Origin of the sequence: Pseudomonas sp. ME-P-057 (genome assembly GCF_030208975.1) — a bacterium.
Classification (GTDB): Bacteria; Pseudomonadota; Gammaproteobacteria; order Pseudomonadales; family Pseudomonadaceae; genus Aquipseudomonas; species Aquipseudomonas lutea.
Window position 1 is genome coordinate 234,370 of the sequence record NZ_JARVSX010000001.1, and the last position, 25,943, is coordinate 260,312.

Annotated in this window: 21 protein-coding genes and 1 pseudogene; 13 read left to right on the top strand and 9 right to left on the bottom strand. The window is 60.5% G+C overall.

Features of this window, described 5'->3' with window-relative positions; translation table 11 throughout:
* Positions 1–149: 149 nt before the first annotated feature.
* A complete protein-coding gene (locus QRN48_RS01080) occupies positions 150–1,643 on the top strand; it encodes an aldehyde dehydrogenase (RefSeq protein ID WP_285348428.1) in 1,494 nt (497 codons plus the stop codon).
* A gap of 107 nt (positions 1,644–1,750) precedes the next feature.
* Entirely contained in the window at positions 1,751–2,896 is a 1,146-nt protein-coding gene (locus tag QRN48_RS01085; protein WP_285348429.1) for an MFS transporter, read from the top strand.
* Here QRN48_RS01085 and QRN48_RS01090 read toward each other — a convergent pair.
* Entirely contained in the window at positions 2,893–4,470 is a 1,578-nt protein-coding gene (locus tag QRN48_RS01090; RefSeq protein ID WP_285348479.1) for a phospholipase D family protein, read from the bottom strand. The two genes, QRN48_RS01085 and QRN48_RS01090, sit on opposite strands and share 4 nt — an antisense overlap.
* Positions 4,471–4,557: 87 nt before the next feature.
* Positions 4,558–5,985 (bottom strand): aminotransferase-like domain-containing protein, encoded by a 1,428-nt coding sequence (locus QRN48_RS01095; RefSeq protein ID WP_285348430.1) that lies wholly within the window; start codon positions 5,983–5,985, stop codon positions 4,558–4,560.
* Positions 5,986–6,161: 176 nt separating this feature from the next.
* Between QRN48_RS01095 and QRN48_RS01100 the strand changes: the two genes are divergently transcribed.
* Positions 6,162–6,395: a DUF1127 domain-containing protein gene (locus tag QRN48_RS01100; protein ID WP_285348431.1), complete on the top strand. Its 234-nt coding sequence runs from the start codon at positions 6,162–6,164 to the stop codon at positions 6,393–6,395.
* A gap of 38 nt (positions 6,396–6,433) precedes the next feature.
* Here QRN48_RS01100 and QRN48_RS01105 read toward each other — a convergent pair whose 3' ends face one another.
* Positions 6,434–7,744 (bottom strand): NAD(P)/FAD-dependent oxidoreductase, encoded by a 1,311-nt coding sequence (locus QRN48_RS01105; protein WP_285348433.1) that lies wholly within the window; start codon positions 7,742–7,744, stop codon positions 6,434–6,436.
* A gap of 178 nt (positions 7,745–7,922) precedes the next feature.
* Here QRN48_RS01105 and QRN48_RS01110 point away from each other — a divergent pair, with 178 nt between their 5' ends.
* Positions 7,923–8,276 carry a YkgJ family cysteine cluster protein gene (locus QRN48_RS01110; RefSeq protein ID WP_037016657.1) on the top strand — a complete coding sequence of 118 codons (354 nt, stop codon included), beginning with the start codon at positions 7,923–7,925 and terminating at the stop codon, positions 8,274–8,276.
* A gap of 12 nt (positions 8,277–8,288) precedes the next feature.
* On the opposite strand, the gene QRN48_RS01115 is transcribed toward QRN48_RS01110, so the two are convergent.
* Complete coding sequence (locus QRN48_RS01115) at positions 8,289–8,777, bottom strand: Lrp/AsnC ligand binding domain-containing protein (protein ID WP_037016655.1); 489 nt, start codon at positions 8,775–8,777, stop codon at positions 8,289–8,291.
* A gap of 153 nt (positions 8,778–8,930) precedes the next feature.
* Here QRN48_RS01115 and dadA point away from each other — a divergent pair, with 153 nt between their 5' ends.
* The 6 genes from dadA (at position 8,931) to QRN48_RS01145 (ending at position 14,875) form a co-directional block, all read left to right on the top strand.
* Complete coding sequence (gene dadA, locus QRN48_RS01120) at positions 8,931–10,232, top strand: D-amino acid dehydrogenase (protein ID WP_191944151.1); 1,302 nt, start codon at positions 8,931–8,933, stop codon at positions 10,230–10,232.
* Complete coding sequence (locus tag QRN48_RS01125; protein ID WP_037016651.1) at positions 10,204–10,557, top strand: RidA family protein; 354 nt, start codon at positions 10,204–10,206, stop codon at positions 10,555–10,557. Before dadA ends, QRN48_RS01125 begins: the two co-directional genes overlap by 29 nt.
* A 175-nt stretch (positions 10,558–10,732) precedes the next feature.
* Positions 10,733–11,806 (top strand): alanine racemase, encoded by a 1,074-nt coding sequence (alr, locus tag QRN48_RS01130; RefSeq protein WP_191944150.1) that lies wholly within the window; start codon positions 10,733–10,735, stop codon positions 11,804–11,806.
* Between the two features lie 159 nt (positions 11,807–11,965).
* Complete coding sequence (locus QRN48_RS01135) at positions 11,966–12,514, top strand: cupin domain-containing protein (protein WP_037016647.1); 549 nt, start codon at positions 11,966–11,968, stop codon at positions 12,512–12,514.
* Positions 12,515–12,543: 29 nt separating this feature from the next.
* Positions 12,544–12,849, top strand: coding sequence for a DUF2845 domain-containing protein (locus tag QRN48_RS01140; RefSeq protein WP_244653654.1), 306 nt, complete (start codon positions 12,544–12,546; stop codon positions 12,847–12,849).
* A 103-nt stretch (positions 12,850–12,952) separates the two neighbouring features.
* A complete protein-coding gene (locus QRN48_RS01145) occupies positions 12,953–14,875 on the top strand; it encodes an acetyl-CoA hydrolase/transferase C-terminal domain-containing protein (RefSeq protein ID WP_285348440.1) in 1,923 nt (640 codons plus the stop codon).
* A 179-nt stretch (positions 14,876–15,054) separates the two neighbouring features.
* Here the strand turns inward: QRN48_RS01145 and QRN48_RS01150 are convergent, their stop codons facing one another.
* The 4 genes from QRN48_RS01150 to rep all read right to left on the bottom strand — a co-directional run bounded on the left by QRN48_RS01150 (position 15,055) and on the right by rep (position 19,479).
* A complete protein-coding gene (locus QRN48_RS01150; RefSeq protein ID WP_191944148.1) occupies positions 15,055–15,870 on the bottom strand; it encodes a sulfite exporter TauE/SafE family protein in 816 nt (271 codons plus the stop codon).
* 79 nt (positions 15,871–15,949) lie between these two features.
* On the bottom strand, positions 15,950–16,834 hold the full coding sequence (locus QRN48_RS01155; protein ID WP_037016639.1) for an MBL fold metallo-hydrolase: 885 nt from the start codon (positions 16,832–16,834) through the stop codon (positions 15,950–15,952).
* A gap of 26 nt (positions 16,835–16,860) precedes the next feature.
* Positions 16,861–17,430, bottom strand: coding sequence for a xanthine phosphoribosyltransferase (locus tag QRN48_RS01160; RefSeq protein ID WP_191944146.1), 570 nt, complete (start codon positions 17,428–17,430; stop codon positions 16,861–16,863).
* A 39-nt stretch (positions 17,431–17,469) separates the two neighbouring features.
* Positions 17,470–19,479: a DNA helicase Rep gene (gene rep, locus QRN48_RS01165; RefSeq protein ID WP_037017589.1), complete on the bottom strand. Its 2,010-nt coding sequence runs from the start codon at positions 19,477–19,479 to the stop codon at positions 17,470–17,472.
* Positions 19,480–19,681: 202 nt separating this feature from the next.
* On the opposite strand from rep, the gene QRN48_RS01170 reads away from it, so the two are divergent.
* Complete coding sequence (locus QRN48_RS01170) at positions 19,682–21,352, top strand: putative bifunctional diguanylate cyclase/phosphodiesterase (RefSeq protein WP_191944145.1); 1,671 nt, start codon at positions 19,682–19,684, stop codon at positions 21,350–21,352.
* A gap of 730 nt (positions 21,353–22,082) precedes the next feature.
* On the opposite strand, the gene QRN48_RS01175 is transcribed toward QRN48_RS01170, so the two are convergent.
* Entirely contained in the window at positions 22,083–23,465 is a 1,383-nt protein-coding gene (locus QRN48_RS01175; protein ID WP_191944290.1) for a NorM family multidrug efflux MATE transporter, read from the bottom strand.
* Positions 23,466–23,627: 162 nt separating this feature from the next.
* On the opposite strand from QRN48_RS01175, the gene QRN48_RS01180 reads away from it, so the two are divergent.
* Together QRN48_RS01180 and QRN48_RS25205 are read left to right on the top strand one after the other, a co-directional pair.
* The gene (locus QRN48_RS01180) at positions 23,628–24,548 is read left to right on the top strand and encodes a LysR substrate-binding domain-containing protein (RefSeq protein ID WP_285348445.1); all 921 of its coding nucleotides are present in this window, start codon (positions 23,628–23,630) and stop codon (positions 24,546–24,548) included.
* A gap of 232 nt (positions 24,549–24,780) precedes the next feature.
* Positions 24,781–25,902 (top strand): annotated as a pseudogene (locus tag QRN48_RS25205) (Cache 3/Cache 2 fusion domain-containing protein); the annotation flags it as partial.
* Positions 25,903–25,943 lie beyond the last annotated feature (41 nt).

Sequence of the window (25,943 nt, forward strand, 5' to 3'; positions counted from 1 at the left end):
CCTGCTTGTGTCCAATATATTGGAAATTAGCCCAATGCTGGTTTAGGGTGGCGAATGCCCTTGGCTGATCCGACGACGCTTCATGCACTCTCCTGAAGCCTGACCCGCGAGCGCCGAGGCGCGCACATCTCATAAGAGGAGGACGTTCCATGACCACCCTGACTCATGCTGACTGGGCGCAACGTGCCCAGGATTTGAAAATCGAAGGCCGTGCATTCATCAATGGTGAATACACAGACGCCGCTTCCGGCTCGACGTTCGACTGCATCAGTCCGGTCGATGGCCGTTTCCTCGCTCATGTTGCCAGCTGCGACGCTGCCGATGCCCAGCGCGCTGTCGAGAATGCGCGAGCCACATTCAATTCCGGCGTCTGGTCGCGACTCGCGCCGGCCAAGCGCAAGGCAGCCATGCTTCGTCTGGCCGAACTGATCAACGAGAACGTTGAAGAGTTGGCGCTGCTTGAAACCCTCGACATGGGCAAGCCCATCAGTGACTCCTACGGCATTGACATTCCCGGCTCCGCTCAGGCGTTGAGCTGGAGTGGCGAGGCCATCGACAAGCTGTACGACGAAGTGGCGCCCACTCCGCATGATCAACTCGGGCTTGTGACCCGCGAACCGATCGGTGTGGTTGCCGCCATAGTGCCGTGGAATTTCCCGTTGCTGATGGCTTCCTGGAAACTGGGTCCTGCGCTGTCCAGTGGCAACTCGGTGATCCTGAAGCCGTCGGAAAAATCCCCACTGACTGCCATCCGCGTGGCTCAACTCGCCATCGAAGCCGGTATCCCGGCAGGCGTGCTAAACGTGCTGCCCGGTTATGGTCATACCGTAGGCAAGGCGCTGGCGCTGCATATGGATGTCGACACGGCGGTATTCACCGGTTCGACGAAGATCGCCAAGCAATTGCTGATCTACGCCGGCGAGTCGAACATGAAGCGCGTTTGGCTGGAAGCCGGCGGCAAGAGCCCGAACATCGTTTTTGCCGATGCGCCGGACCTCCAGGCAGCGGCCGAATCGGCAGCGAGCGCCATTGCTTTCAACCAGGGCGAAGTGTGTACGGCCGGTTCGCGCCTGCTTGTCGAGCGATCCATCAAGGATAAATTCCTGCCCATGGTGATCGACGCGCTGAAAGCGTGGAAGCCGGGCAATCCGCTTGATCCGGCGACTACAGTGGGCGCATTGGTGGATACCCAGCAGATGAATACTGTGCTCTCGTACATCGAGGCCGGCCATTCGGACGGTGCCAAACTGGTGGTCGGCGGCAAGCGCATCCTTCAAGAGACCGGCGGTACCTACGTCGAGCCGACCATTTTTGATGGCGTGACCAACGCGATGAAGATCGCCCAAGAGGAGATCTTCGGGCCGGTGTTGTCTGTCCTGACTTTCGATTCGGCCGAGGAAGCAATTCAGATTGCCAACGACACACCTTACGGGCTTGCGGCGGCGGTGTGGACGGCTGATCTGTCCAAGGCACATCTGACGGCGAAGGCGTTGCGCGCGGGCAGCGTGTGGGTCAATCAATACGATGGCGGCGACATGACCGCACCGTTTGGCGGCTTCAAGCAGTCTGGCAACGGCCGTGACAAGTCGCTGCATGCGTTCGACAAATACACCGAGCTCAAGGCCACCTGGATCAAGCTGTAACAGGTCGCGCCCGTTCACCCTCCAGTCACTGAAAGACCATAGCAGCCGGACCTTCCTCAAGGGCCCGGCTGTTTTGTTTCATCCTTTTGAGCCACAGGAGCGTGGTGATGCGTTGGGGTACTTATTTCGCGGTGCTGGCTTCAGTGCTGAGCGTGGGGCTGGCGCTGGGCGTGAGCATGCCGCTGGTGTCGTTGAGGCTGGAAGCGTGGGGTTACGGCGCGTTTCCCATCGGCGTGATGGCGGCGATGCCCGCTATTGGCGTTTTGCTGGGCGCCAGCCTTGCCAGCCGACTCGCGTTCAGGCTCGGTACCGCGAACCTGATGCGCTTGTGCCTGTGGGGCGGATCGATTTCAGTGGGGTTGCTGGGCTTGCTGCCCAGCTACTGGGCCTGGCTGGCTCTGCGCCTTGCGCTCGGGATGATCCTCACCATCGTGTTCGTGCTCGGCGAAAGCTGGATCAACCAATTGGTGATCGAGCGGCTGCGCGGCAAGCTGGTCGCGCTGTATGGCAGTTCCTATGCCCTGAGCCAACTGGGCGGGCCCATCCTGCTGGGCTTCATGGGAACCGAGGCTGACTACGGCTTTTGGGTGGGAGCCGCCTTGCTTGCTGTGTCGCCTCTTCTGTTGCTTGGCAGAACGGGCGCACCGGCCGTGGCATCCAGCCATGTAACGCTGCGCGATCTCGGCGGCTTCTGTCGGAGCTTGCCGGCCATTGCATGGGCTATCGCCCTATTCGCCGGGTTTGAAGCGATGATTCTGACGTTGCTGCCGGTGTATTGCCTGCAGCAGGGATTCACGCCGGAAGTGGCCCTGGCGATGGTCAGCACGGTGGTGGTGGGGGATGCGCTTCTGCAGTTGCCCATCGGGGCATTGGCCGACAGGGTGTCGCGTCGTCGGCTGTTTTCCGGGTGTGCGCTGGCGCTGACAGCGACCAGCCTGGCCATTCCGCTGTGGGTCGATACGATTGCCATCTGGCCATTGTGGGTGCTGTTCGGCGCCAGTGCGGGCGGGCTGTTTACGCTGTCGCTGATCCTGATCGGCGAGCGCTACCGTGATGACGCTCTGGTACGCGCCAATGCTCACGTTTCGCAGCTCTGGGGCATTGGTTGTCTGCTAGGGCCTTTGGCGGCCGGCGCCGGTAGCCAGTGGATCAGCGGTCAGGCTTTGCCCCTGCTCATGGCAGCAGGGGCGCTGGGATTGGTGATCCTGTCACAGCGGCCCAAGGCGTTCGGGCCGCAGGCGGCGGTGGCTTAGAGCATCTTTTCCAAGCCTACCGCGCTACTGAACCAGGCATTCATCCGCCGCCACCAGTCGCCAGGCTCCCTGGACAGCGTGTGGATTTTGCCGTTGTCCTCGGTCACCCACACCAGCCGGTCGTTCTCCAGCTTGACCTGATAGCTGATGGCCGGCGCCATACCCTGAAGCGCCAGATCCCGCAGGTATTCAGTCAGTTCAGGGCTGTCCACAAGCACGCCGACTTCCGTGTTCCACAGCACCGATCGCGGATCGAAGTTGAATGAGCCTACAAACATTTTCTGGCGATCAAAGATCATCGCTTTGCTGTGCAGACTTGACTCCGACCCGCCGTTGATCAAGCTCGTGCGCAGAAACTTCGGTCCGCTACCTGCGTTGCTAGGGTCGCCGGGTTGGCGGCGCAGTTCGAACAGCTTCACGCCATGTTCCAGCAGCGCTCGACGGTAAGGTGCATAGCCGCCATGTACTGCCGGTACATCGGTGGCTTCCAGCGAATTGGTCAGCAGGCTTACAGAAACGCCTTTGTCTGACAGCCCTGTCAGGTACACCAGGCCCTCCTGCCCGGGGACAAAATAAGCCGAGATCAGCGTCAGTTCCTGGTGCACATTGGCCAAGTCAGGGCTCAGTTGGGTTGTCAGCAACAGGTGAGGGTCCGGTTCGCCCCGCGACAGCACTTTGGTCGGAGCGTCCCACAACGCCTGGTTATGCGCCCAAATCAGTTCGTTGAGCCAGGTTTTCATGCGTGGCTGGGTCCGGTAGGCCATCAACCTCTCATAAAGCGCCTTCTTCTCGACGTGGGCCTGCGCCAGCGACTTGGCCAGCAGCGTGCGCGCCTTGGCCAGATCCTTGCGGTCAGGCGGCCAGTAAAGAAAATCGTCGATTGGCTTGCTCAGCGTGCTGTTCCAGTACTGATCGAAGCTGTGGCCCAGCTGTTCGGCGACCGGCCCGACGCTGAGCATGTCGATGTCGGTGAAATTCAGGTTGGGTTCGGCGTCGAAATATTCATCGCCCAGATTGCGCCCGCCCACGATGGCGACGGCGCTGTCTGCCAGCCACAGTTTGTTGTGCATGCGCCGGTGCTGTTGGGACAGATTGAACAGCCGGCCCAGGTTGCGCGTGGCGCCCATGCTGCGGCCCAGGTTGAGCGGATTGAACAGACGAATCTGAATGTTCGGGTGTGCTGCGAGAGTGGCGATGACCTCATCCAGTCCATCGCTGGTGGTGTCGTCGAGCAGGATGCGCACACGGACGCCGCGATCGGCCGCTTTCAGCAGTTCGTCAACCAGCGCCCGAGTGCTCAGGCCGTCGTGGACAATGTAGTACTGCAGGTCGAGGCTGGTTTTCGCATTGCGAATCAGCTCGGCCCGGGCCATGAATGCTTCGGTGCTGTTGGGCAGCAGGCGAAACCCGGAGCGGCCTTCATGGGGAGCGGCCTGGGCCATGATTGAGCGGCCGAACGAAGACTGCGCCGCAGGCAGGGCCTGACTGGGGCCGTCAGGCGCGGGCGTGTGCGCACAGCCGCCAAGCCCGAGGGCGAGTGCCAGAACGAGGGGCACCGCCCATGTGTTGGTCAACGCAGTCATCCGAAAATCAGTCATGGCGATATGACCGCGCTTTCTTCAAAAGGTTAAAGGCTGCAGAAGGTTAAAAGCTGCAAGGGGTTATGCAAGGTCGGCACGCTGCATGAGCCGCGCTGCGGCAGCGCCCACCTTGCGCACGGCCTCTTCGATTTGCGTGGTCGGTTTGGCGGCGAAATTCATTCGCAGGCAGTTTCTGTATTTGCCGGATGCGGAAAAGATACTGCCGACGGCGATCTGTACGCCCTGGCCCTGCAAGGCCCGATTAAGGCGCAACGAGTCGAAGTCCTCCGCCAGCTCGATCCACAGCATGAAACCGCCTTGAGGACGACTTACGCGGGTGCCTTCCGGGAAGTACCGCGTAACCCAGCCGGTCATTAAATCGCGACTGCGCTGGTACTGTCCCCGCATCCGGCGCATATGCGGTTCGTAGTGACCGGCGCGAAGGAAGTCGGAAATCGCCAGTTGTGGCTGGGTCGCGGTCGAGCCCGTGCTGATGTATTTCATGTGCAGCGCGCGGTCAAGGTAGCGACCGGGTGCGATCCAGCCCACGCGAAGACCCGGCGCCAGGGTTTTGGAAAACGAACTGCACAGCAGCACGCGTCCGTCTTCGTCGTAGGATTTGATAGTGCGAGGGCGGGGATAGCTGTAGGCCAGATCGCCATACACGTCGTCTTCGATAACGGCGACGTCGAAGCGTTGCGCCAGGACCAGCAGCGCTCGCTTGCGGTCCTCCGGCATGTTGTAGCCCAGAGGATTATTGCAACTGGGTGTCAGCTGTATGGCTTTGATCGGCCATTGTTCCAGAGCCAGCTCCAGCGCATCCAGGCTGATGCCGGTGAGCGGGTCGGTCGGGATCTCCAGGGCTTTCATGCCCAGACCCTTGAGCGCTTGCATGGCACCGTGAAAGCTCGGCGAGTCCACCGCGACGATGTCTCCCGGTTCGCAGACCGAGCGAATGCTGATGGCCAACGCTTCCTGGGCACCGGTGGTGATCATCAAGTCATCGGGATCGACGTTGGTCCCCGAATCCAGCAGCAGGCGCGCGACCTGCTCTCGCAGACAGCGCCGCCCGTGGATGTTGTCGTAATACAGCCCGGGCATGTCCGAGCGCCGGCTGATCCGGCCAAGCGCCTGGGTCAGCGGGCGCAGGGTCGGGCTGGTGACGTCGGGCATGCCGCGGCCCAGTTGAACCACTTCCGGGCTGGGGGCCGCGCGCGCCAGCTCCAGCACTTGATCCCACTGCGAGATTTCCACTGGCCGCTGCGCAGGTCGACCTATGGCTGGCAAGGCAGGCACCTTGCGGTCGGCAGGCACGAAATAGCCGGATTTAGGGCGGGGCAATGCCAGGCCGTTGTCCTCCAGCAGCCGATACGCCTGCTGCACCGTGCTCAGGCTGACGCCATGTTCAAGACTCAATGCCCGAACGGAAGGCAATCGATCCCCAGGGCGATAAAAGCCGTTTTCAATGCGGGTGCCCAGCAGTTCGGCAAGGTTGACGTAAAGGGTCATGGCGTACTCCCGCAGCTGATGCGTTCGGTGGACCAATACAGATCAGCGGAAAATACAGCATTCAGCCGCCTATTAAAGCGTTCTGTATGCAAAGAATAATAATTCTTTGGATCTGTAATGGTTTTCCATACAGCCACATCATGAACCGGTCGAAACCCTTCACGAGGTGTCTGGAGATGAGCGGAATAAGTGATGTTCGGTTAACGCTGTATGGAAGCGAGCTGGTGCGCGAGCATGAAGCGGGCCTGCGCATCAATGCGCCGGAAGGCCTGGGCGTGTGGGGGCTGTTTCAGCACCGTCGCGCCACGCGGCGAGCGCTTCTGAAATTGAATGACGAGCAACTTCAGGACATCGGCTTGAGCAGAGAGCAGGCGCGTTATGAGGGACTCAAGCCGTTCTGGCGCGAATGAGGCCTGTGACGGTGTCGGTCCGCACGGAGCGAGGTTCGCTACACCCATTCTTTCAGCCGGTGCCACAACATCCCCATCGCCAGTAACGGCGAGCGCAAATGCTTGCCGCCGGGGAAGGTGATGTGCGGCACTTTCGCGAAGAGTTCGAACCCGCCGCTGTGTTGACCACTGATGGCTTCAGCCAACAGCCTGGCGGCCAGGTGTGTTGCGTTGAGCCCATGCCCCGCGTACGCCTGGGCGTAGAACACGTTCGGATGCTTATCCATCCGCCCGATCTGCGGCAAGCGGTTGGCGCCAATGCCGATCATGCCGCCCCACTGAAAATCGATTTTTACGTTCTTGAGCTGAGGAAACACCTTGAGCATCTTCGGTTGCATGTAAGCGGCGATGTCGCGTGGGTCGCGACCGGAATAGTGACAGGCGCCGCCGAACAGCAAGCGTCGATCAGCGGAGAGTCGGAAATAATCGACCGCCACGCGCTGGTCGCACATCGCGGTGTTGCGGGGCATCAACTGGTTTGCGAGCTCTTCACTTAACGGCTCAGTCGCGATCACGTAGCTGCCCGCGGGCAAGACCTTGCCGCTCAACTCCGGATCGAGCCCGTTGAGGTAGGCGTTGCAGCCCAGCACCAGGCTGCTGGCGCGAACCAAACCGTGAGGCGTGTGAATTTTGACCTCAGCCCCATACTCCAGGCGTGTCGCAGCCGAGTGCTCGAACACGTCGACGCCCAGAGACTGGGCTATGGCCGCTTCTGCCAGCGCCAGATTCAAGGGGTGCAGATGCCCCGAGCCCATGTCGAGCATGGCACCGGCGTAGTTGGGCGAGCCGATGACGCTGCCGATGTTGCCCGCTTCGACCAATTCCAGCGTGTGCCTATAGCCCAAGCTGTGCAGCTCTTCAGCGTCCTTGGCAAAACCTTCGAATTCTTTGGGCTTGTTCGCCAGATCGCAGTAGCCCCAGGTCAGGTCGCAGTCGATGTGGTATTTGCTGACGCGCTCGCGGACGATTTCCACCGCTTCGAGGCCCATCAGCTTGAGCTGACGAACGCCATCCTCACCGATGACATTGCTGAATTGGTCCACCTCGTGCCCGACGCCGCGGATCAGTTGCCCGCCATTACGCCCACTCGCACCCCAACCGATTCGGTGCGCCTCCAGCAGTACGACTTTCAAACCGCGCTCAGCCAGCTCAATGGCCGTGTTCACGCCGGAGAACCCGCCGCCGATGATGCAAACGTCGGCTTTGATCTCGCCGCGAAGGGCAGGGTAGTCAGTTTCAGGATGGCGAGTGGCGGCATAGTAGGACGCCGCGTGATCAAGCAATCCGGGCTGAGGAGGCCGAGCATTCATGTTAAATATCCCGAGAGCGCTGTTTGGAAAATTTTACGGAGGGTAGCGGGCTGGGGATGACGGGGCAAGAAGATGGCGGTGTGCGCTGTCCCGGCCTGGCGAAAGATGGGCATGGGACTGTGTAAGCGAAAGGCCTGATCGGGCACACTTACGCCCTTTAACAGGAGGATCTGCCGCGATGGGCTGCAACAGCGAGAAAATCCGCGATCTGCGGCGTCAGATTCCGTCCTTCGAGTGTGTGCCAGGGTGCCACGACTGCTGCGGGCCTGTAACGACGTCTTCCGAAGAAATGTCGCGTTTGCCGCGCAAGACCGCCGCCGAGCAAGAGGCCGCGCTCGACGAGCTGAACTGCGTGCATCTGGGTCCAAACGGTTGCACGGTTTACGAGGAGCGGCCGCTGATCTGTCGTTTGTTCGGCACCACTGAAACCCTGCCATGCCCTAATGGCCGCCGGCCGGAGGTGCTGATTCACCCGCGCGTCGAAAAGCAAGTGCATGAGTTCATCGCCTCCACGCGGCAAGTGCTGGTTTGAGGGTTTAAGGTGCTATTCGGGGATCGGCAAACACAAACTCTCCTTTACCTCTTCCATCACGATATAGCTTTTGGATTCCCGTACATGGGGCAGCTTGAGCAGGATGTCGCCCAGCAACTTGCGGTACGACGCCATCTCGGAAATCCGCGCTTTAACCAGGTAGTCAAAGTCCCCTGACACCAAGTGGCATTCCAGCACATGCGGCAGTTTAAGCACCGCGCGTCTGAACTCTTCAAACGTGTCGCCTGACTTGTAATCCAGGCTGATCTCGACAAACACCAGCAGGCTGGCTTTGAGGTTCTGCGGATTGAGGCGGGCGTTGTAGCCCATGATGATCCCTTCCCGCTCCAGACGCCGGACCCGTTCTGTACAGGGCGTAGTAGACAGCCCCACGCGTTCGCCCAGTTCAGTGAAGGAAATCCTGCCGTCGTTTTGCAGGATGCGCAGAATGTTGCGATCAATCTTGTCCAGTTCGCGTCTGGACTGGTGTTGGGTGCGCATCACAAGGCCCTCTGTCAAAACGACGGTCGTCGAGAGAAAACACCGAATATAGGCTGTTATATAGTCAAAAGCACTGCTCGGGCCTTTTTATACTGCGCACATCCTTGCCTTAACTTGAAAACGTCAGCGGATATCCGCGATGAGGGAATCAACATGCGCGTCCTGGTCCTTGGAAGTGGCGTCATAGGTACCACTAGTGCGTATTACCTGGCGCGCGCCGGCTTTGAGGTGACTGTCGTCGACCGTCAGCCGGCCGCTGCCATGGAGACCAGTTTCGCCAATGCCGGGCAGGTCTCGCCGGGTTATGCCTCGCCGTGGGCCGCTCCGGGTGTGCCGCTCAAAGCGCTCAAATGGCTGATGCAGCGCCATGCACCGCTGGCGATCAAGGCGACGGCGGATATCGATCAATACCTGTGGATGGCGCAGATGCTGCGCAACTGCACCCAAAACCGCTATGCCGTGAACAAGGAGCGCATGGTGCGGCTGTCCGAGTACAGCCGCGACTGCCTTGACGAGCTGCGCGCCGAGACCGGGATCTCCTACGAGGGCCGCAGCCTTGGCACGACTCAGCTGTTCCGCACCCAGGAGCAACTGGACAACGCCGCCAAAGACATTGCGGTGCTTGAGCAAGCCGGTGTGCCCTATGAGGTACTTGATCGCGAAGGCATCGCCCGCGTTGAGCCGGCTCTGGCGAACGTCAGCAATATCCTCAGTGGCGCACTGCGCCTTCCCAATGATCAAACCGGCGACTGCCAGCTGTTTACGACACGTCTGGCCGAGATGTGCGTGAAGCTGGGCGTTGAATTCCGTTTCGGTCAGTCCATTGATTCCATCGAATTTGCCGGCGACAGCATCCACGGCGTCCGCATCAACGGCAAACTCGAAACTGCTGACCGCTACGTGCTGGCGCTTGGCAGCTATTCGCCGCAACTGCTCAAGCCTCTGGGCATCAAGGCGCCGGTTTACCCGCTCAAGGGTTACTCGCTGACGGTGCCGATCACCGACTCTGCGATGGCGCCGACGTCGACCATCCTCGATGAGACTTACAAGGTCGCGATTACCCGCTTTGACAACCGTATCCGGGTGGGTGGCATGGCCGAGATCGCCGGGTTCGACCTGTCGCTCAATCCTCGTCGCCGCGAGACGCTGGAGATGATCGTCAACGATCTTTATCCTCACGGCGGCGACCTGCAGCAAGCCAGCTTCTGGACCGGTCTGCGCCCGACCACGCCGGACGGGACGCCGATCGTAGGCGCCACACCGTATCGCAATCTGTTTCTCAACACCGGCCATGGTACGTTGGGTTGGACGATGGCCTGCGGTTCGGGCAGATTGCTGGCCGACCTGATCGCCCGCAAAACGCCACAAATCAGCGCTGAAGGCCTCGATATTTCTCGTTACGGCAGCTCCAGGGAGAACGCAAGACATGTCCATTCAGCGCCAGCTCACCAATGAACGCATGAGCCAGTTGGTCGTCCACAACGGCACCGTTTATCTTGCCGGGCAAGTGGCCGACGACATGGCGGCGGGGATCGAGCAACAGACCCGCGAGACGCTTCATAACATCGAGCGACTGCTGGACCTCGCCGGTACCGACAAGACCCGCATCCTGTCAGTGACGATTTACCTGAAGGATATCGACGCGCATTTCGCCGGCATGAACAGCGTCTGGGATACCTGGCTGCCAAGAGGCCTTGCGCCGGCGCGAGCCACAGTGGAAGCCAAACTGTGCGAGCCCGGGATTCTGGTCGAGCTGTCGGTGGTCGCGGCGCTGCCTTAAGTCGGAACTCCTTGGCACGCTGCGCGCCTGTGTGCTGCTGAAACCATACGCAACATCTTTTAGGAGCGCGCCCGCCCGCGAAGACAGGTCAGCTGCATCGGCCTCGCCTGACACGCCACAATCGCGGGCAAGCGCGTTCCGGAAGATTCTCCAACCCTGATCAAGAAGCCTCGCCATGCGTCCAGCCCGCGCCGTTATTGACCTCCAGGCCTTGCGCCACAACTACCAACTGGCCCGAGACACCGCCAATGCCAAGGCGTTGGCTGTCATCAAGGCTGATGCCTATGGGCATGGCGCTGTAAGCGTTGCGCAGGCGTTGGAGTCTCAGGCGGACGGCTTTGCCGTGGCGTGTATCGAAGAGGCACTCGAACTGCGTCAGGCCGGCATCCGTGCGCCGATTCTGCTGCTGGAAGGCTTTTTCGAGGCGGACGAACTGGCGCTGATCGTCGAGCACGATTTCTGGTGCGTTGTGCATTCGTTGTGGCAGGTCGACGTTATCGAGCAGGCAGCACTCGCCGAACCGCTGAATCTCTGGCTGAAGATGGATTCGGGGATGCATCGCGTCGGTATTCATCCTTCGGAATTTCAGGCGGCGCATCGACGGTTGCTGAGCAGTGGCAAGGCCGCCAAAGTCGTTCTGATGAGCCACTTCGCCCGCGCCGACGAGCTGGACAGCGCGCGTACTGACGAGCAGCTGGCGATATTCCAGTCGGCGCGTGCGGGCTTGCCCGCAGAAATCAGCCTGCGCAATTCGCCCGCCGTGATGGGCTGGCCCACGGTTCCAAGCGACTGGGTCCGTCCTGGCATCATGCTTTACGGCGCAACACCCTTCGATCAGCCGCAGTCCGTGGCAGACCGCCTGCAGCCGGTGATGAGTCTTGAATCCCGAGTGATTTGCGTTCGGGATCTGCCCGCTGGCGAGCCGGTCGGCTACGGCGGCACCTTTATCGCCGAGCGCAGCATGCGCATCGGTGTGGTCGCGATGGGTTACGCCGACGGCTATCCCCGTCAGGCGCCAACCGGTACGCCGGTGATGATCGATGGGCATCGCAGCCAGTTGTTGGGGCGAGTGTCGATGGACATGCTCTGCGTCGACCTGACCGACGTGCCGGGCTCAGGTTTGGGCAGCGACGTGCAGCTGTGGGGCAAAAACATCCTCATCAGCGACGTCGCAGCGCACGCGGGCATGATCCCTTATCAGATTCTCTGCAACCTCAAGCGCGTGCCAAGGCTCTATTCCGGCCGCTGATCCCGCACCTCGGGCGGCTGCGATAACTCCTGTTGCAGCCTGCCGCCGCCGCTAGTCCCCTGGCTGATCCGGCCATGGGCTCAAGTGTTGTAAATACTGAACGCTGTTGCCATGATGGCTGCCACTTGACCCAACATGATCATCAGGAGGACTCCCGCATTGGACGTCGGTGAACGACTGCAATCCATTCGTAAACTCAAAGGTCTGTCCCAGCGTGAACTCGCCAAACGAGCGGGCGTGACCAACAGCACCATCTCCATGATCGAGAAAAACAGCGTCAGCCCCTCGATCAGTTCGCTGCGCAAGGTGCTGGGCGGCATACCGATGTCCATGGTGGAGTTCTTTTCCGAAGAGCTCGAACCCGAAAATCCTACCCAAGTGGTCTACAAGGCCAGTGAACTGATCGATATCTCGGACGGTGCCGTGACCATGAAGCTGGTCGGCAAATCCCATCCGAGCCGCGCCATTGCGTTTCTTTCCGAGGTTTACCCGCCGGGGGCTGATACCGGCGTCGAGATGCTCGTGCACGAAGGCGAGGAGACCGGGATTCTGGTCGAGGGCCGTCTTGAACTGGTGGTCGGTCTAGACACCTACGTGCTTGAAGAGGGCGACAGCTACTACTTCGAGAGCTCACGACCGCATCGCTTTCGCAACCCGTTCGACGTTCCTGCACGGCTGATCAGCGCGGCCACGCCGGCGAATTTCTGATCGCGGCGCCAGACTCGGGATTGCAGTGAATGACAGGTCCAAAGCTGATGTTGATCGCGCTGGCAACGTTGCTGTACGTCGGGAACGCGTCAGCGACCATGCGCTGCGGCACCGCGCTTATCAGCCTGGGCGATACTGCCGATGTGGTTCGCAAGAAGTGCGGAGCGCCTGACAGCAGCGTTGACCAATTGCCTGCGCTCACAGCGAATGGCGTTCCGAGGCTGAACGCCGCAAAGGTGAGTATGTGGATATACGGCCCGCGCAACGGCGCTCGGCAGCATTTGCGATTTATCGAAGACAAGCTGGTGGACATCGATACAAAACGGGATCAATGAACCGCTAGCGACGCCCTTTGCAATCACATCGCAGGGCGCAATGCAGCAAATAACCTGAAGCCTCGGTCCAACGCCCATCAAATAACAAATCAGGAGAGGCCGGATGCCGCAATCCTGCTCGATCGAGCAAGCTGTCGATCACGTGCTGGCCGAGTTGCCTGCGCACGTCCACATGGGTATGCCGCTGGGGTTGGGCAAGCCCAATCGGTTTGCCAACGCGCTTTATGCCCGGATCAAATCGCTGCCGGATCGGCAACTTACTGTGTACACCGCGTTGTGCCTCGGACGGCCAGACGGTGGCGACGGTTTGCAGAAGCGCTTCCTGGGGCCCTTTCTGGAGCGGGTTTTCGATGATTACCCCGAGCTGGACTTTCTCGCTGACCTGCGGCGGGACGAATTGCCGCCCAATGTCCACGTTCAGCAGTTTTTCATGCAGCCCGGCAGCCTGTTGGGCAGCAACGAGGCGCAGCAGGATTACGTCAGCAGCAACTACAGCCATGCCGCACGGGACATCAACGCCAACGGGTTGAACCTCGTTGCGCAGCTGATCGCCCGCGACCCTCAACGTCCCGACCACCTCAGCTTGAGCTGCAACCCCGACATCACCCTTGACCTGTTGCCCATGCTGGAAAAACGCCGGGCAGCGGGGGAGCGCATTCTGATGCTTGGCCATGTGCACGCGGACCTGCCGTACATGCCGGGCGACGCCGAGATCGGCATCGATACTTTCGACCTGCTGATCGAACATGAGGAGCGCAGCACGCTGTTCTCCACACCCAATATGCCGGTGGGTATTCAGGACCATTTCATTGGTTTGTACGCGAGCATGCTGGTGCGTGACGGTGGCACGCTGCAGATCGGCATTGGCTCCATGGGCGATGCGTTGACCGCCGCATTGCTGGCACGGCAGGCCGATAACGATACCTATCGGGCGTGCCTGGCAGAACTGGACGGGATCTCCACCTGGAAACCGCTGATCGAAGCCGAAGGCGGGGTGATGCCCTTCGCCACCGGGCTGTACGGCTGCAGCGAAATGTTGGTCAACGGCCTGCTGGTGTTACTGGAGGCGGGGATCATTCGCCGCAAAGTGTACGCGGACATCGAGCTGCAGCAGATGGCGAATGACGGGGTTCTCGATGAGTCGGTCTATGGAGACGGCGTGCTGATTCATGGCGGCTTCTTTCTTGGTCCGCGCAGCTTTTACGATCGACTGCGGGAGTTTGCGCCAACACAAATTGCGCAGATCAACATGACCGCCATCAGCTACATCAACGAGCTTTACGGCAACGAAACGCTCAAGCGTCTGCAACGACGCGACGCGCGGTTTATCAACAGCTGTTTCACTGTCACGCTGCTGGGCGCAGCGGTGTCTGACCAGTTGGCCGATGGCCGAGTCGTCAGCGGCGTGGGCGGGCAGTACAACTTCGTCGCGCAAGGCCATGCCCTTGAGGGCGCGCGTTCGGTGCTGATCCTGCGCAGCTGGCGCGAGTCAGGCGGGGAGGTCAGCTCCAACATTGTCTGGGACTATGCGCACACGACGATTCCGAGGCATTTGCGCGACATCGTCGTTACCGAATACGGCATCGCCGATCTGCGTGGTAAAACCGATGCGGCGGTGATCGAGGCGTTGCTCAACGTCAGTGATTCGCGCTTCCAGCCGGGGCTGATCGATCAGGCACAGAAGGCTGGCAAGTTGCCAAAGGATTTCCGCCTCGACCCGCTGTTCAGTCAGAACACGCCCGATCGGCTCAAGGACATTCGCAGCCAGTTCCCTTCGTTGTTCATCGAGTACCCGTTGGGCAGCGATTTTACTGCCGAGGAGCGCGACCTTCTGCGAGCGCTGAACTGGCTGAAGAGCAAGTTCAAGCTCACGGAAATCATCGAGTTGGGCAAAGCCACGCTGGAGGCGCCCGATGCAGGCGAGTTTCCGGTGCATTTGCAGCGCATGGGGCTGGATCAGCCACAAGGGCTGCGCGAAGAGCTGTATCAGCGTCTGTTGTTGGCGGGCCTGCAAGCGACGTCATAGGTTCAGGGTGAGTTTGCTCGGAAATGCGTGGGGGCGGGCAGCGCTGCTTTGACAGACCGGACACTTTCGCGACCGTCGTAACCTCCGATTGCTCCTACGGTGGAATTGCGCCGGACCTGTGTTGAGGTTACCGGCGTGAGTTGTGGGAGCGAGCTTGCCCGCGAATGCACCTGTATGGATCAGCCGAGAGTTTTGATGACCAACAGAACGGCAGCGAACACGCCGCTCACCGCGAACAACTGCTGCAATCTAGGGCCGGCCAGATAGCGACTGACTCGGCGGCCGGCCACAAGTCCTGCGACCGCCCCGCAGGCGAACGGAACTCCCACGGCCCAGTGCATGGCACCGCTGACGCTGGCGGTGATCACGCTACCCGTCGAGACCAGCGCGATGACGGCGAGTGACGTGGCGACGATGCTTTTCATCTCCAGATCGGTGTAACGGGTCAGTGCTGGCACGATCACAAAGCCGCCGCCCACCCCGAGCAAACCCGACAGCAGCCCTGCCAACGCGCCGGTCGCCGCCAGTGACCGGGCGCAGGGCAAGGTCCAGCGCAAGCGACCGACCAGCGGATTCACCACGCACGGCCTGAAAGCGCCTCGCTCGGGAGGCTTGCCGTGGCGCAGTTCATGAGCCGCTTTGCGGTAGATCCGCCCGCACACATAAAACAGGATCAACGCAAACCCCAGTGCCAGCGGGGCATTGGGCAACCGGTGCGCCAGCCACAGGCCGACCGGGGACAGCGCGATACCGATCAGCGCGATAAAAACGGCAGCCCGGTAGCGAACGATACCTTGACGCAGGCCCAGTGCAGCACCGACTGCGGAGGCCAGGCCGACCGCCAGCAGGCCGACCGGGGCGGCTTCGATCATCGTCAGACCCAGGCCAAAGATCAGCAACGGCACCGCAAGAATGCCGCCGCCCGCGCCGGTCAGCGCCAATACCGCGCCAATGATCGTACCGAGGCCGGCTCCGATCAGTTCGTGTTCATTCATGTCAGTCAGGCATGTTCCGTGAGGCTGCCGGGCAGGGCTGCCTGTGGTGAGCGCCACTCAGTGGCGCGGTCGGTAAGTTTTACAGCGCGTTGATTGGTACTTTCAGGTAGCGCACGCCGTTGTCTTCCGCCTCCGGCATGTTGCCGCCGCGCATGTTGATCTGCACCGAGGGAAGAATCAGCGTCGGCATGTCCAGCGTGGCGTCGCGTTTCTCGCGCATTTCAACAAAAGCGTCCTCGCCGATGCCTTCACGCACATGGATGTTGCTGGCGCGTTGTTCGGCAACCGTGGTCATGAACATCAGTTCGCGCCCGTTGGGCAGGTAGTCGTGGCACATGAACAGGCGCGTCTGCGGCGGCAGACTGAGAATGCGCCCGACCGAGCGATACAACGTGCGTGCATCCGCCCCCGGAAAGTCGCACCGGGCGGTGCCGTAGTCGGGCATGAACAGCGTATCGCCAACGAACGCCACGGCTTCATCGCCGGCTTCGATCACGTAGGTCATGCAGGCCGGTGTATGGCCGGGGGTGTGCATCGCTCTGGCTTGCAGGCTACCGATCTGGAAATGCGCGTCGTCTTCCAGCAGGCGGTCGAACTGGCTGCCATCCCGGGCGAAATCGCCTTTGGCGTTGAACAACGTGCCGAAGACTTTCTGCACGCGAGTGATGTGGCTGCCAATTGCGACGGTACCGCCAAGCTGCTCTTTCAGGTAGGCCGCCGCCGAGACGTGATCGGCGTGTACGTGGGTTTCCAGAATCCACTGCACCGACACGCCCAGTTCGCGAACCCGTGCTATCAGCTTGTCGGCAGACTGAGTGCTGGTGCGCCCGGATTTGGGATCGTAATCCAGCACGCTGTCGATCAGCGCCGCATGAAGAGTGGCGCGGTCAATGACCAGGTAACTGATGGTCGAGGTCTGTGGATCGAAGAACGCCTCAACGCTCAATTTTTCGTCAATGTCCATAACGTGTCTCCTGCGGTGAATCTGGATCAAACGAAGGTAACCACGCCGTCTTTCAGTGACTGCACGCGAGCCAGGGACTCTACACGGTAGCCCTGGCCGTCGAGTTCGGCGCGGCCGCCCTGAAATGACTTTTCAATCACGATACCAAGCCCGGCGACGGAAGCGCCCGCTTGCTTGATGATCGAAATCAGCGCCTGTGACGCTTTGCCGTTGGCCAGGAAGTCATCGATGATCAACACGCGGTCGCTGCTGTTCAGGTGGCGGGTGGAAATGGCGATGGTGCTCTCGGTCTGCTTGGTGAATGAAAACACCGATGCCGAAAACAGGTTTTCCGTGAGGGTCAGCGACTGATGCTTGCGCGCGAAAATCACCGGGATGCCCATCTTCAGGCCCGTCATGACCGCAGGTGCGATACCGGAAGCCTCGATGGTGACGATTTTGGTGATGCCCGAGTCGGCGAACAGGGTGGCAAACTCATCACCGATCTGCTGCATCAGCACCGGGTCAATCTGATGATTCAGAAATGCATCGACCTTCAGTACATGGTCGGAAAGCACGATGCCTTCTTCGCGAATTTTCTTGTGCAGTGCTTCCACGTGGGTGGTCCTCAGAGCGCGGTGTGCGCGAAATAAACGTTATCTTTTGAGCATGGCGCGAATGTCCGCCAAGGCTGTGTTGCCGCGTACGGCTTTGACTTCAACGGGCGTGTCATCGTTGCCCTCCCAGGCGAGATCGTCCGGCGGCAGCTCATCAAGGAACCGGCTCGGCAGGCAATCGATGATTTCGCCGTACTGTTTGCGCTTTGCCGCAAAGGTGAACGCCAGCGTCTGCCGCGCGCGGGTGATGCCCACGTAGGCGAGCCGGCGTTCTTCTTCGATGGTATCGGCCTCGATGCTGGAGCGGTGCGGAAGGATTTCTTCTTCCATGCCCATGATGAACACGTACGGAAACTCCAGACCCTTGGAGGCGTGCAGGGTCATCATCTGCACGCCTTCGGCGCCGTCTTCCTCTTCCTGCTGGCGCTCCAGCATGTCGCGCAGCACCAGCTTGCCGATGGCCTCCTCAATGGTCATGCCGCCTTCTTCGTCTTTCTCCAGCGTGTTTTTCAGCGCCTCGATCAGAAACCACACGTTGCCCATGCGGTAGTCGGCGGCTTTATCGCTGGAGCTGTTCTGACGAATCCAGTTTTCGTAATCGATGTCCATGACCATGCTGCGCAGTGCGGCAATCGGGTCCTGCGTCGCGCATTGCTGACGCACGCCATCCATCCAGTGCTTGAAGCGCTTGAGACGGTCAGTGAAGCGGCTGTCCAGATGCTCGCCCAGGCCGATTTCGTCCGTGGCGGCGTACATCGACACCTTGCGTTCGGTCGAGTAATTACCGAGTTTTTCCAGGGTGGTCGAGCCGATTTCCCGGCGTGGCACGTTGATCACGCGCAGAAAGGCGTTGTCGTCATCCGGGTTGACCAGCAGGCGGAAGTAGGCCATCAGGTCTTTGACTTCCTGACGTCCGAAAAAGCTGTTGCCCCCGGACAGTCGATAGGGAATCTGGTGGTGCTGCAACTTCAGCTCAATGAGTTTGGCCTGATAGTTGCCACGATAGAGAATGGCGAAGTCGCTATAAGGCCGATCGGTGCGCAAGTGCAGGCTGAGGATTTCGACAGCGACGCGCTCGGCCTCCGCGTCTTCGTTTTTACAGCGAATAACGCGGATCTCATCGCCGTGACCCATCTCGCTCCAAAGCTGTTTTTCGAACGCGTGGGGGTTGTTGGCAATCAGCACGTTGGCGCAGCGCAAGATACGGCTGGTGGAGCGGTAGTTCTGCTCAAGCATCACCACTTTCAGCGACGGGTAATCGTCCTTGAGCAGCATGAGGTTTTCAGGGCGAGCCCCGCGCCAGGCATAGATTGACTGGTCGTCGTCACCCACGACGGTGAACTGGCAGCGCGTGCCGATCAGCATTTTTACCAGCAGGTACTGGCTGGCGTTGGTGTCCTGATACTCATCGACAAGCAGGTAGCGCACCTTGTGCTGCCACTTCTCCAGAATGTCGGCGTGCTCCTCGAACAGCTTCACCGGCAGCAGGATGAGGTCGTCGAAATCCACTGCGTTGTACGCCTTGAGCGTGCGCTGGTAATGGCTGTAAACGATGGCTGCGGTCTGCTCCTTGGGGTTGCGCGAATTGGCAAGCGCCTCGGGCGGCAGGATCAGTTCGTTTTTCCAGGCGCCGATCATGTTCTTGATCTCGTCGACGCCGTCGTCGCCCGAGTATTCCTTCTGCATGATGTCGGTCATCAGCGCTTTGACGTCGGTCTCGTCGAAGATGGAGAATCCGGGCTTGTAACCCAGCCGGGCGTGCTCCTTGCGGATGATGTTGAGACCCAGATTGTGGAACGTCGAGACGGTCAGACCGCGACCTTCGCCGGCGCGCAGCAGGGTCCCGACGCGCTCTTTCATCTCCCGCGCCGCCTTGTTGGTGAAGGTCATGGCGACGATGTACTGAGCCCGAATGCCACAGTTCTGGATCAGGTGGGCAATCTTGCGGGTGATGACGCTGGTCTTGCCGGAGCCAGCGCCGGCGAGCACCAAAAGAGGGCCGCCGACGTAGTTCACGGCTTCCTGTTGCCGGGGATTGAGTCGGGACATGGGGAGAAATGGGGTCGCTTGAAAAAGGGCGGGCATTTTAACAGGGTCAGCGGAATGTGCAGCCTCCGTCCGACGCTGTGACGCGCCGCGCTATCTATATTTCGCCGTTTTGTTACATTTGCGACATTGCGGATGATTCTCGCGTTTGACGACCCTCATTCGGGGGGGCGCCAAGGTCATTATGTTTGTGTGGGGAGTTAGCTTGTCTACGCCTGTCGAACCCTTGCGTTTGCTGCTTCTGGCGGCCTCGCCTGAATGGCCGTCATCGTTGCGCGAATGCCTGGCTCCGCTTGGGAATATCGCCGTTCTTGACTGCGCGTCGAGCTGGGACACCGTTGGTCATCAAATGGACCTCACGGTCCCCGGAATTCTGTTCACCACCGAAGCCCTTCAGCCTTCTGCAGGTCAATGCAATTGGCCTACTGTTTTGCTCTTTGAAACAGAGCCCGACGAAGAGCCTCCCGGCGTGAGTGACTGGCTGGTGCGCGACGCCCTTACCCCTCAGGCGCTGCGACGCTGTTTGCGCCATGTGCGCGAACGCGGCGTGCTGGAAACTACCCTTCATCGTCTCGCAGAGCAGGACCCCCTGACGGGCATTGCCAATCGGCAAGGTTTTCAGACGTTGCTGGCGGCCCGACTGGCTGAGTTTGACGGTCGCGGCCTGGCGCTCGGGCATCTGGACCTCGACAATTTTCGCCGCGCCAATGACGCGCTGGGTCACCAGGCGGGTGACCGGTTGATCTTGCAAGTGGTAGCGCGGCTGAAAGGTCAGTTGGAGGCATGCGATCAGCTGGCGCGACTGGGCAGCGATGAGTTCGCTCTGCTGATCGATACACGGCGCGCCCCTGAGCGCGCGGAGTCCATTGCCGAGCGCATCACCGAAGCGTTATCGGAGCCGTACTGGGTCGACGGTGAGAGCCTGTTGATCGGCTGCAGTCTGGGCATCGCTTATGCCCGGCTTAACGGTGGCGCCGATCCACTGATGTGGCATGCACACATCGCCATGCAGCAAGCCAAGGGCACGCAGGGCTGCACTTATCACGTCTTCAACGAACGCATCAACCGAAACGCCCGCAGCCTGGCGGACCTGGAAAGTGAACTGCGCCGCGCCTTGCGTCGCGATGAGCTGGAGCTCCACTACCAGCCGCGGCTGTGCCTGAGCACGGGCCGCATTCTGGGGTTGGAGGCTTTGGTGCGTTGGCGGCACGCCGAGCGTGGGTTGTTGCCGCCCAGTGAGTTCGTCCCGCTCGCCGAGCAAAGCGGACTGATCGTGCCGCTCGGGTACTGGGTCATCGCTCGAGCCCTGCGTGACATGCAGGCGCTGCGCGAGCAAGGCGTGCCGCCGCTGCACATGGCGATCAATCTGTCGTTCCGCCAGTTTCAGGACAACCAACTGCTCGCAACGCTTAGCCGCCTGATTGCCGATCGCGGTATCGATGCGCAATGGCTTGAATTCGAGCTGACCGAAACCGCCGTCATGCGCCGCAGTGACCTGGTTAAACAGACCATGGACGCACTGGGGCGCTTGGGTGTGCGCTTTTCGCTGGACGATTTCGGCACCGGTTTCTCATCGTTCGTTCACCTCAACAGCCTGCCGATCACTTTGCTGAAGATCGACAAGAGTTTTGTCGGTGAGATGGAGCAGCGTGAAGAGAACCGCAAGCTGGTCCACGCCATGATCAACCTGGCGCATAACCTCAGCCTGGAAGTCGTGGCCGAAGGCGTCGAAACCACAGAGCAACTGGCGCTGCTGCGCAGCTTCAACTGCGATCAGGCTCAGGGCTTTCTCATCAGTCACCCGCTGGCAATGCCCGAGCTGATGCAATACCTGGCGATGGACCAAAGCAGAGGGCTTGTAGTCCAAGGCAAGTGATCGGCAGCGCAGTTTCTCTACATGCCTCGAACCGGTTCCAATGGCGCGCCTAAAGTTTCGACACGCCTCGGACTGATGCTATTTGGCGCGGCCCGATGTTTCGACACGCCTCGGACCGATTCTGTAGGAGCGCGCTTGCCTGCGAACGGGTTGGGCCAGCGGCGACGTTGCTTGCAGGTACGACGCCATCGCGGGCAAGCGCGCTCCTACAATTAACGGCGTGGAATTTCGAAATGCCGCGGGCCGATTCTGTAGGCACGGCGCAGAGCTTCGACACGCCTTGGCCCCATTCTGTAGGAGCGCGCTTGCCCGCGAACGGTCGGGTCAGCGGCGACGTTGTCGGCAGGTACGACGCCATCGCGGGCAAGCGCGCTCCTACAATTAACGGCGTGGAGTTTCGAAATGCCGCGGGCCGATTCTGTAGGCACGGCGCAGAGCTTCGACACGCCTCGGACCGATTCTGTAGGAGCGCGCTTGCCCGCGAACGGTTGGGTCAGCGGCGACGTTGTCGGCAGGTAGGACGCCATCGCGGGCAAGCGCGCTCCTACAATGAACAGCGCAAAGTTCGAAATGCCGCGGACCAATTCTATTAGCGCGGCGTACAGCTTTGACACGCCTTGGCCCCATTCTGTAGGAGCGCGCTTGCCCGCGAACGGGTTGGTTCAGCGGCGACGTTGCTTGCAGGCACGACGCCATCGCGGGCAAGCGCGCTCCTGCGATTAAGGGCTGCTCATCCCATCACCACAACGCCCGTTGCCTCCTTGCGCAGCAGCCGTGTGGTCTTGCGCTCGAACGCCCAGGTCAGTGCAACGGCTGAGCAAAGCAAGCCGATCGCCAGCCCCCACCACACGCCTACGGCGCCTTGGTTCGCAAGGAATCCAAGGCCCCATGCCAGAGGCGCGCCCACCACCCAATAGCTGGCCAGGCCGATCAGGAAAGTGGTTTTTGCGTCCTTGAAGCCACGAATCGCGCCCATTGCGATGGTCTGCGTCCCGTCGAGGATTTCGAACCACGCCGCAATAGCCAGCAGCTTCACCGCCAGCTCGACCACGCCTTGGTACTTCGGATCGTTGACGTCCACGAACAGGCCGATGACCGCATAAGGCGCGACCCAGAACAGAATGCCGAACGACAGCATCAGCAGACCGCCAAAACCAATGCCCATACGCCCGGCGGTGCGCGCCAGTAACAGGTTGCCGGCGCCGTAGTGCAAGCCAATGCGCATGGTCACCGCGTAGGAAATCCCGACAGGCACCATGAACGCCATCGACACCGATTGCAGGGCAATCTGGTGCGCTGCCATCTGCGTGCTGCCCATCGCGCCCATGCAGAACGCCGCAAATGTGAACAGGCCAACCTCCACGGCATAGGTGCCGCCGATGGGCAGGCCCAGACGCCAGAGTTCTTTCAGGCAGCTGCGCGAAAGCTTCATCAATTCTTTATGGAGCGGGTACGCCGCATAGGCGCTGTGATATCTGATGTGCAGGGCAAGCGCGAGGGCCATCGCGTTGGTGACGATGGCCGTCACCAGTCCGATGCCCATCAGGCCCCAGTGCGGCAAGCCGAACAGCCCATGGATAAACGCGTAATTCAGACCGAAGTTCAGCGCCACACCCACCAGGCTGATCACCATGACTGGCGTGGCCCGGCCCAGCGCGCTCGTGAAGCCGCGCAGGGCCATGAAGCTCAGCAGGCCGGGCAGCGCCAACGGCAGAGTGATCAAAAATTCGCTGGCCATGTAAACGTTGGCCTCTGCCTGGCCGAAATGCAGCAGGACCGGCTCAAGGTTCCACAGGATCAAAGCAGCAATCAGGGCCATGCCCCATGCCAGCCACAATCCGGCCTGGGTCAGCCGGGTAACGCCGGCGTGGTCGTTTGCGCCTTTGCGGATCGCGACCAAAGTGCCAACGGCGGCCATCACACCGACGCAAAAGAACGACACGAAGTTATAGCTCGCCGCGCCCAAGCCACCGCCCGCAAGGGATTCCGGACCCAGCTTGCCCATCATCACGGTGTCAGTGAACACCATCAGCATGTGCGCCATCTGGGAAGCGATCAGCGGCCCGGCCAGACGCAGGATGATCCAGAGTTCTTTGAAGGCGTGCTGATGCATGGTCTTTGCGCTCGGGTGACGGGTGTTGGCAGGCCGGTCATTGTGGGGATTAGGCCGGGGATGCACAAAGGGATAAATCCGATCATTGGCATGAGTAAAACTCATACCGCCATTTCTGCAGTACAGTGGCTGCGGTCGCGTTCTGCCTGAGGAAACCTGCCGATGTCACGCAATCTTCCGCCCCTGTATGCACTGCGCGCGTTTGAAGCCGCCGCCCGCCACAGTTCGTTCACGCGCGCGGCGGAAGAGTTGTCGATCACGCAAAGTGCAGTCAGTCGGCACATCCGTACGCTTGAAGAGCATTTTGCCTGCCGATTGTTTCGACGCAGCGGGCGCAACTTGCAGCTCACTGAGGCAGCGCGTGAACTGCTCCCTGGCGTGCGTGAGGGGTTCTCGGCTCTGGAGCGGGCGTGCAGCGCGCTGATGGCAGAGGAGGGCATTTTGCGCATGAAAGCGCCGTCTACCCTGACCATGCGCTGGCTGCTGGCGCGGCTAAGTCGCTTCCGTCATCTGCAGGTTGGCAACGAGGTTCAGCTGACAAGTGCGTGGATGGATATCGACAGCGTGGACTTCACCCAAGAGCCTTTCGACTGCGCCGTGCTGCTCAGCCATGGGCACTTCCCGCCAGAGTGGGAGGCGACATACCTGTTCCCCGAGCTGCTGATTCCAGTCGGCGCGCCCACATTGCTGGACGACGCCCCGTGGGACGCCGAGCGTTTGGCGAGCGCCGAACTGCTGCACCCCACGCCAGATCGCCGCGACTGGCGTCGGTGGCTGGAGCGCATGGACCTGTCCGAACGGGTCTCGCTCAAGGGTGGGCAGGTGTTCGACACGCTTGAGCTGGGCATGATCGCGGCGGCTCGCGGCTACGGGGTATCCATGGGTGATCTGCTGATGGTGGCCGAAGATGTGGCCCAAGGCCGACTCAGCCTGCCATGGCGCACGGCGGTGGTCAGTGGCGAAAGTTACTATCTGGTGTGGCCCAAAACCCGTCCGGGCGGCGAGCGTCTGCGGCGGCTGAGTGATTTCTTGCAGAGCGAAGTACAGGCAATGGAGTTGCCCGTTGTGACCACTCTTGAGTGACTTTTCACATACAAGGGCCAACCGGGCCAGGGAGTCATGCAGTTCTGCGCACCGGCTTGAAGCGCTTTGCGTCCTAAGACCGCGTGTAGGACTCAAGTATTCCCATCGTCAGCCGAATCTGTGACTGCAGACCCGATTTATCTCTATCGGTTTCATAAATCCTTTCTATCAGAAATCGTCCGAATGGTGCTCCTGTAATCAGAGCGGTCCAGTCGTTCGGCAAGGAGCCCCCATGCCTCAGCCTCGCGCCCGAATTGCTTCGCAACTCGGTATTGCCCTGGCCGTTATTCTGGCCGTCGTCATCAGTGGCAGCACGCTGTTCGCCCTGCGTTCTCTGGACTCGGCGAACCTTGTGATCCGCGAAGAGCACATGGGCAGTGAAGCCCGCTTGCTTGCCGATCAGCTCAATACGTTCCACAGCACCTTGCGCGACAGCACCCAGCGCTTGAGCGGTCTATTCGAGAAGCGCTTCTCTGAAGGTCTGAGCATTCAGACCGATCAGCAGATCGCAGTTGCGGGCGCGCAAACGCCGGCGCTGCTGCTTAACGGCACCGCGCTGAACAATGACTTCACAGAGGTCGATGACTTCAAAAAAATGACTGCCGGTGTAGCGACTGTGTTCGTACGCAGCGGCGAAGACTTCGTGCGTATCAGCACTTCTTTGAGCAAGCAGGACGGGTCACGTGCCATCGGCACCGTGCTGGATCACAAACATCCGGCCTACGAGAAGCTGCTTGCGGGCCAGGAATATGTCGGCCGCGCCCTATTGTTCGATCGCTTGTACATGACCCAGTACACCCCGGTGCGTGACGCCGGCGGCAAGGTCATCGCTGTGCTGTTTGTGGGCTTCGATTACACCGACGCGCAGAAAGCCCAGTTCGATAATCTCAAGAATTTCCGAATCGGTTCCACCGGCTCGCTGGCGCTGCTGGATGAGCAGAACAAATGGCTGGTGGCGCCTGCGGGCGTCAAAGACCTCGATCAGGCGAGCGCTACGCTGGCCACGTTCGTCAAATCGCCCGGCGTGGGGCATTTCTGGCAGGACGCCGGTGAAGATTTTTATACGGTGGGTGAGAAATTCGCGGGTGGTCCGTGGGTGGTTCTCGCAACCATGCCAAGGGCCGAGATCAGCGCCGTGACATGGAGCGTCGGTACCCAATTGGCGATTGGCAGCCTGTTGGCAATGCTGATTGCAGTAGGTGCGGCCATCTGGCTGCTGCGTAGCAAGCTGCGACCGCTCTCTGCGCTGGTTGATCAGGCAGAAGCCTTGGGTGCAGGGAATTTGAGTGTGCGGCTGAACATCACCAGTCGCGACGAAATCGGCCAGTTGGCAAGCAGCTTCAACAAGATGGGGCAGGCCCTGGAAACCATGGTTTCCCATATTCGCACTGCCGC

Excerpts from the sequence above, each read along its gene's own strand:
- QRN48_RS01085 (WP_285348429.1), top strand. The coding sequence starts at position 1,751 with ATGCGTTGGGGTACTTATTTCGCGGTGCTGGCTTCAGTGCTGAGCGTG.
- QRN48_RS01175 (WP_191944290.1), bottom strand. The coding sequence starts at position 23,465 with ATGCATCAGCACGCCTTCAAAGAACTCTGGATCATCCTGCGTCTGGCC.
- QRN48_RS01145 (WP_285348440.1), top strand. The coding sequence starts at position 12,953 with ATGCCGCAATCCTGCTCGATCGAGCAAGCTGTCGATCACGTGCTGGCC.
- QRN48_RS01150 (WP_191944148.1), bottom strand. The coding sequence starts at position 15,870 with ATGAATGAACACGAACTGATCGGAGCCGGCCTCGGTACGATCATTGGC.
- QRN48_RS01180 (WP_285348445.1), top strand. The coding sequence starts at position 23,628 with ATGTCACGCAATCTTCCGCCCCTGTATGCACTGCGCGCGTTTGAAGCC.
- QRN48_RS01095 (WP_285348430.1), bottom strand. The coding sequence starts at position 5,985 with ATGACCCTTTACGTCAACCTTGCCGAACTGCTGGGCACCCGCATTGAA.
- QRN48_RS01140 (WP_244653654.1), top strand. The coding sequence starts at position 12,544 with ATGACAGGTCCAAAGCTGATGTTGATCGCGCTGGCAACGTTGCTGTAC.
- QRN48_RS01100 (WP_285348431.1), top strand. The coding sequence starts at position 6,162 with ATGAGCGGAATAAGTGATGTTCGGTTAACGCTGTATGGAAGCGAGCTG.
- alr (WP_191944150.1), top strand. The coding sequence starts at position 10,733 with ATGCGTCCAGCCCGCGCCGTTATTGACCTCCAGGCCTTGCGCCACAAC.
- dadA (WP_191944151.1), top strand. The coding sequence starts at position 8,931 with ATGCGCGTCCTGGTCCTTGGAAGTGGCGTCATAGGTACCACTAGTGCG.
- QRN48_RS01080 (WP_285348428.1), top strand. The coding sequence starts at position 150 with ATGACCACCCTGACTCATGCTGACTGGGCGCAACGTGCCCAGGATTTG.
- QRN48_RS01110 (WP_037016657.1), top strand. The coding sequence starts at position 7,923 with ATGGGCTGCAACAGCGAGAAAATCCGCGATCTGCGGCGTCAGATTCCG.
- QRN48_RS01105 (WP_285348433.1), bottom strand. The coding sequence starts at position 7,744 with ATGAATGCTCGGCCTCCTCAGCCCGGATTGCTTGATCACGCGGCGTCC.
- QRN48_RS01155 (WP_037016639.1), bottom strand. The coding sequence starts at position 16,834 with ATGGACATTGACGAAAAATTGAGCGTTGAGGCGTTCTTCGATCCACAG.
- QRN48_RS01125 (WP_037016651.1), top strand. The coding sequence starts at position 10,204 with ATGTCCATTCAGCGCCAGCTCACCAATGAACGCATGAGCCAGTTGGTC.
- rep (WP_037017589.1), bottom strand. The coding sequence starts at position 19,479 with ATGTCCCGACTCAATCCCCGGCAACAGGAAGCCGTGAACTACGTCGGC.
- QRN48_RS01115 (WP_037016655.1), bottom strand. The coding sequence starts at position 8,777 with ATGCGCACCCAACACCAGTCCAGACGCGAACTGGACAAGATTGATCGC.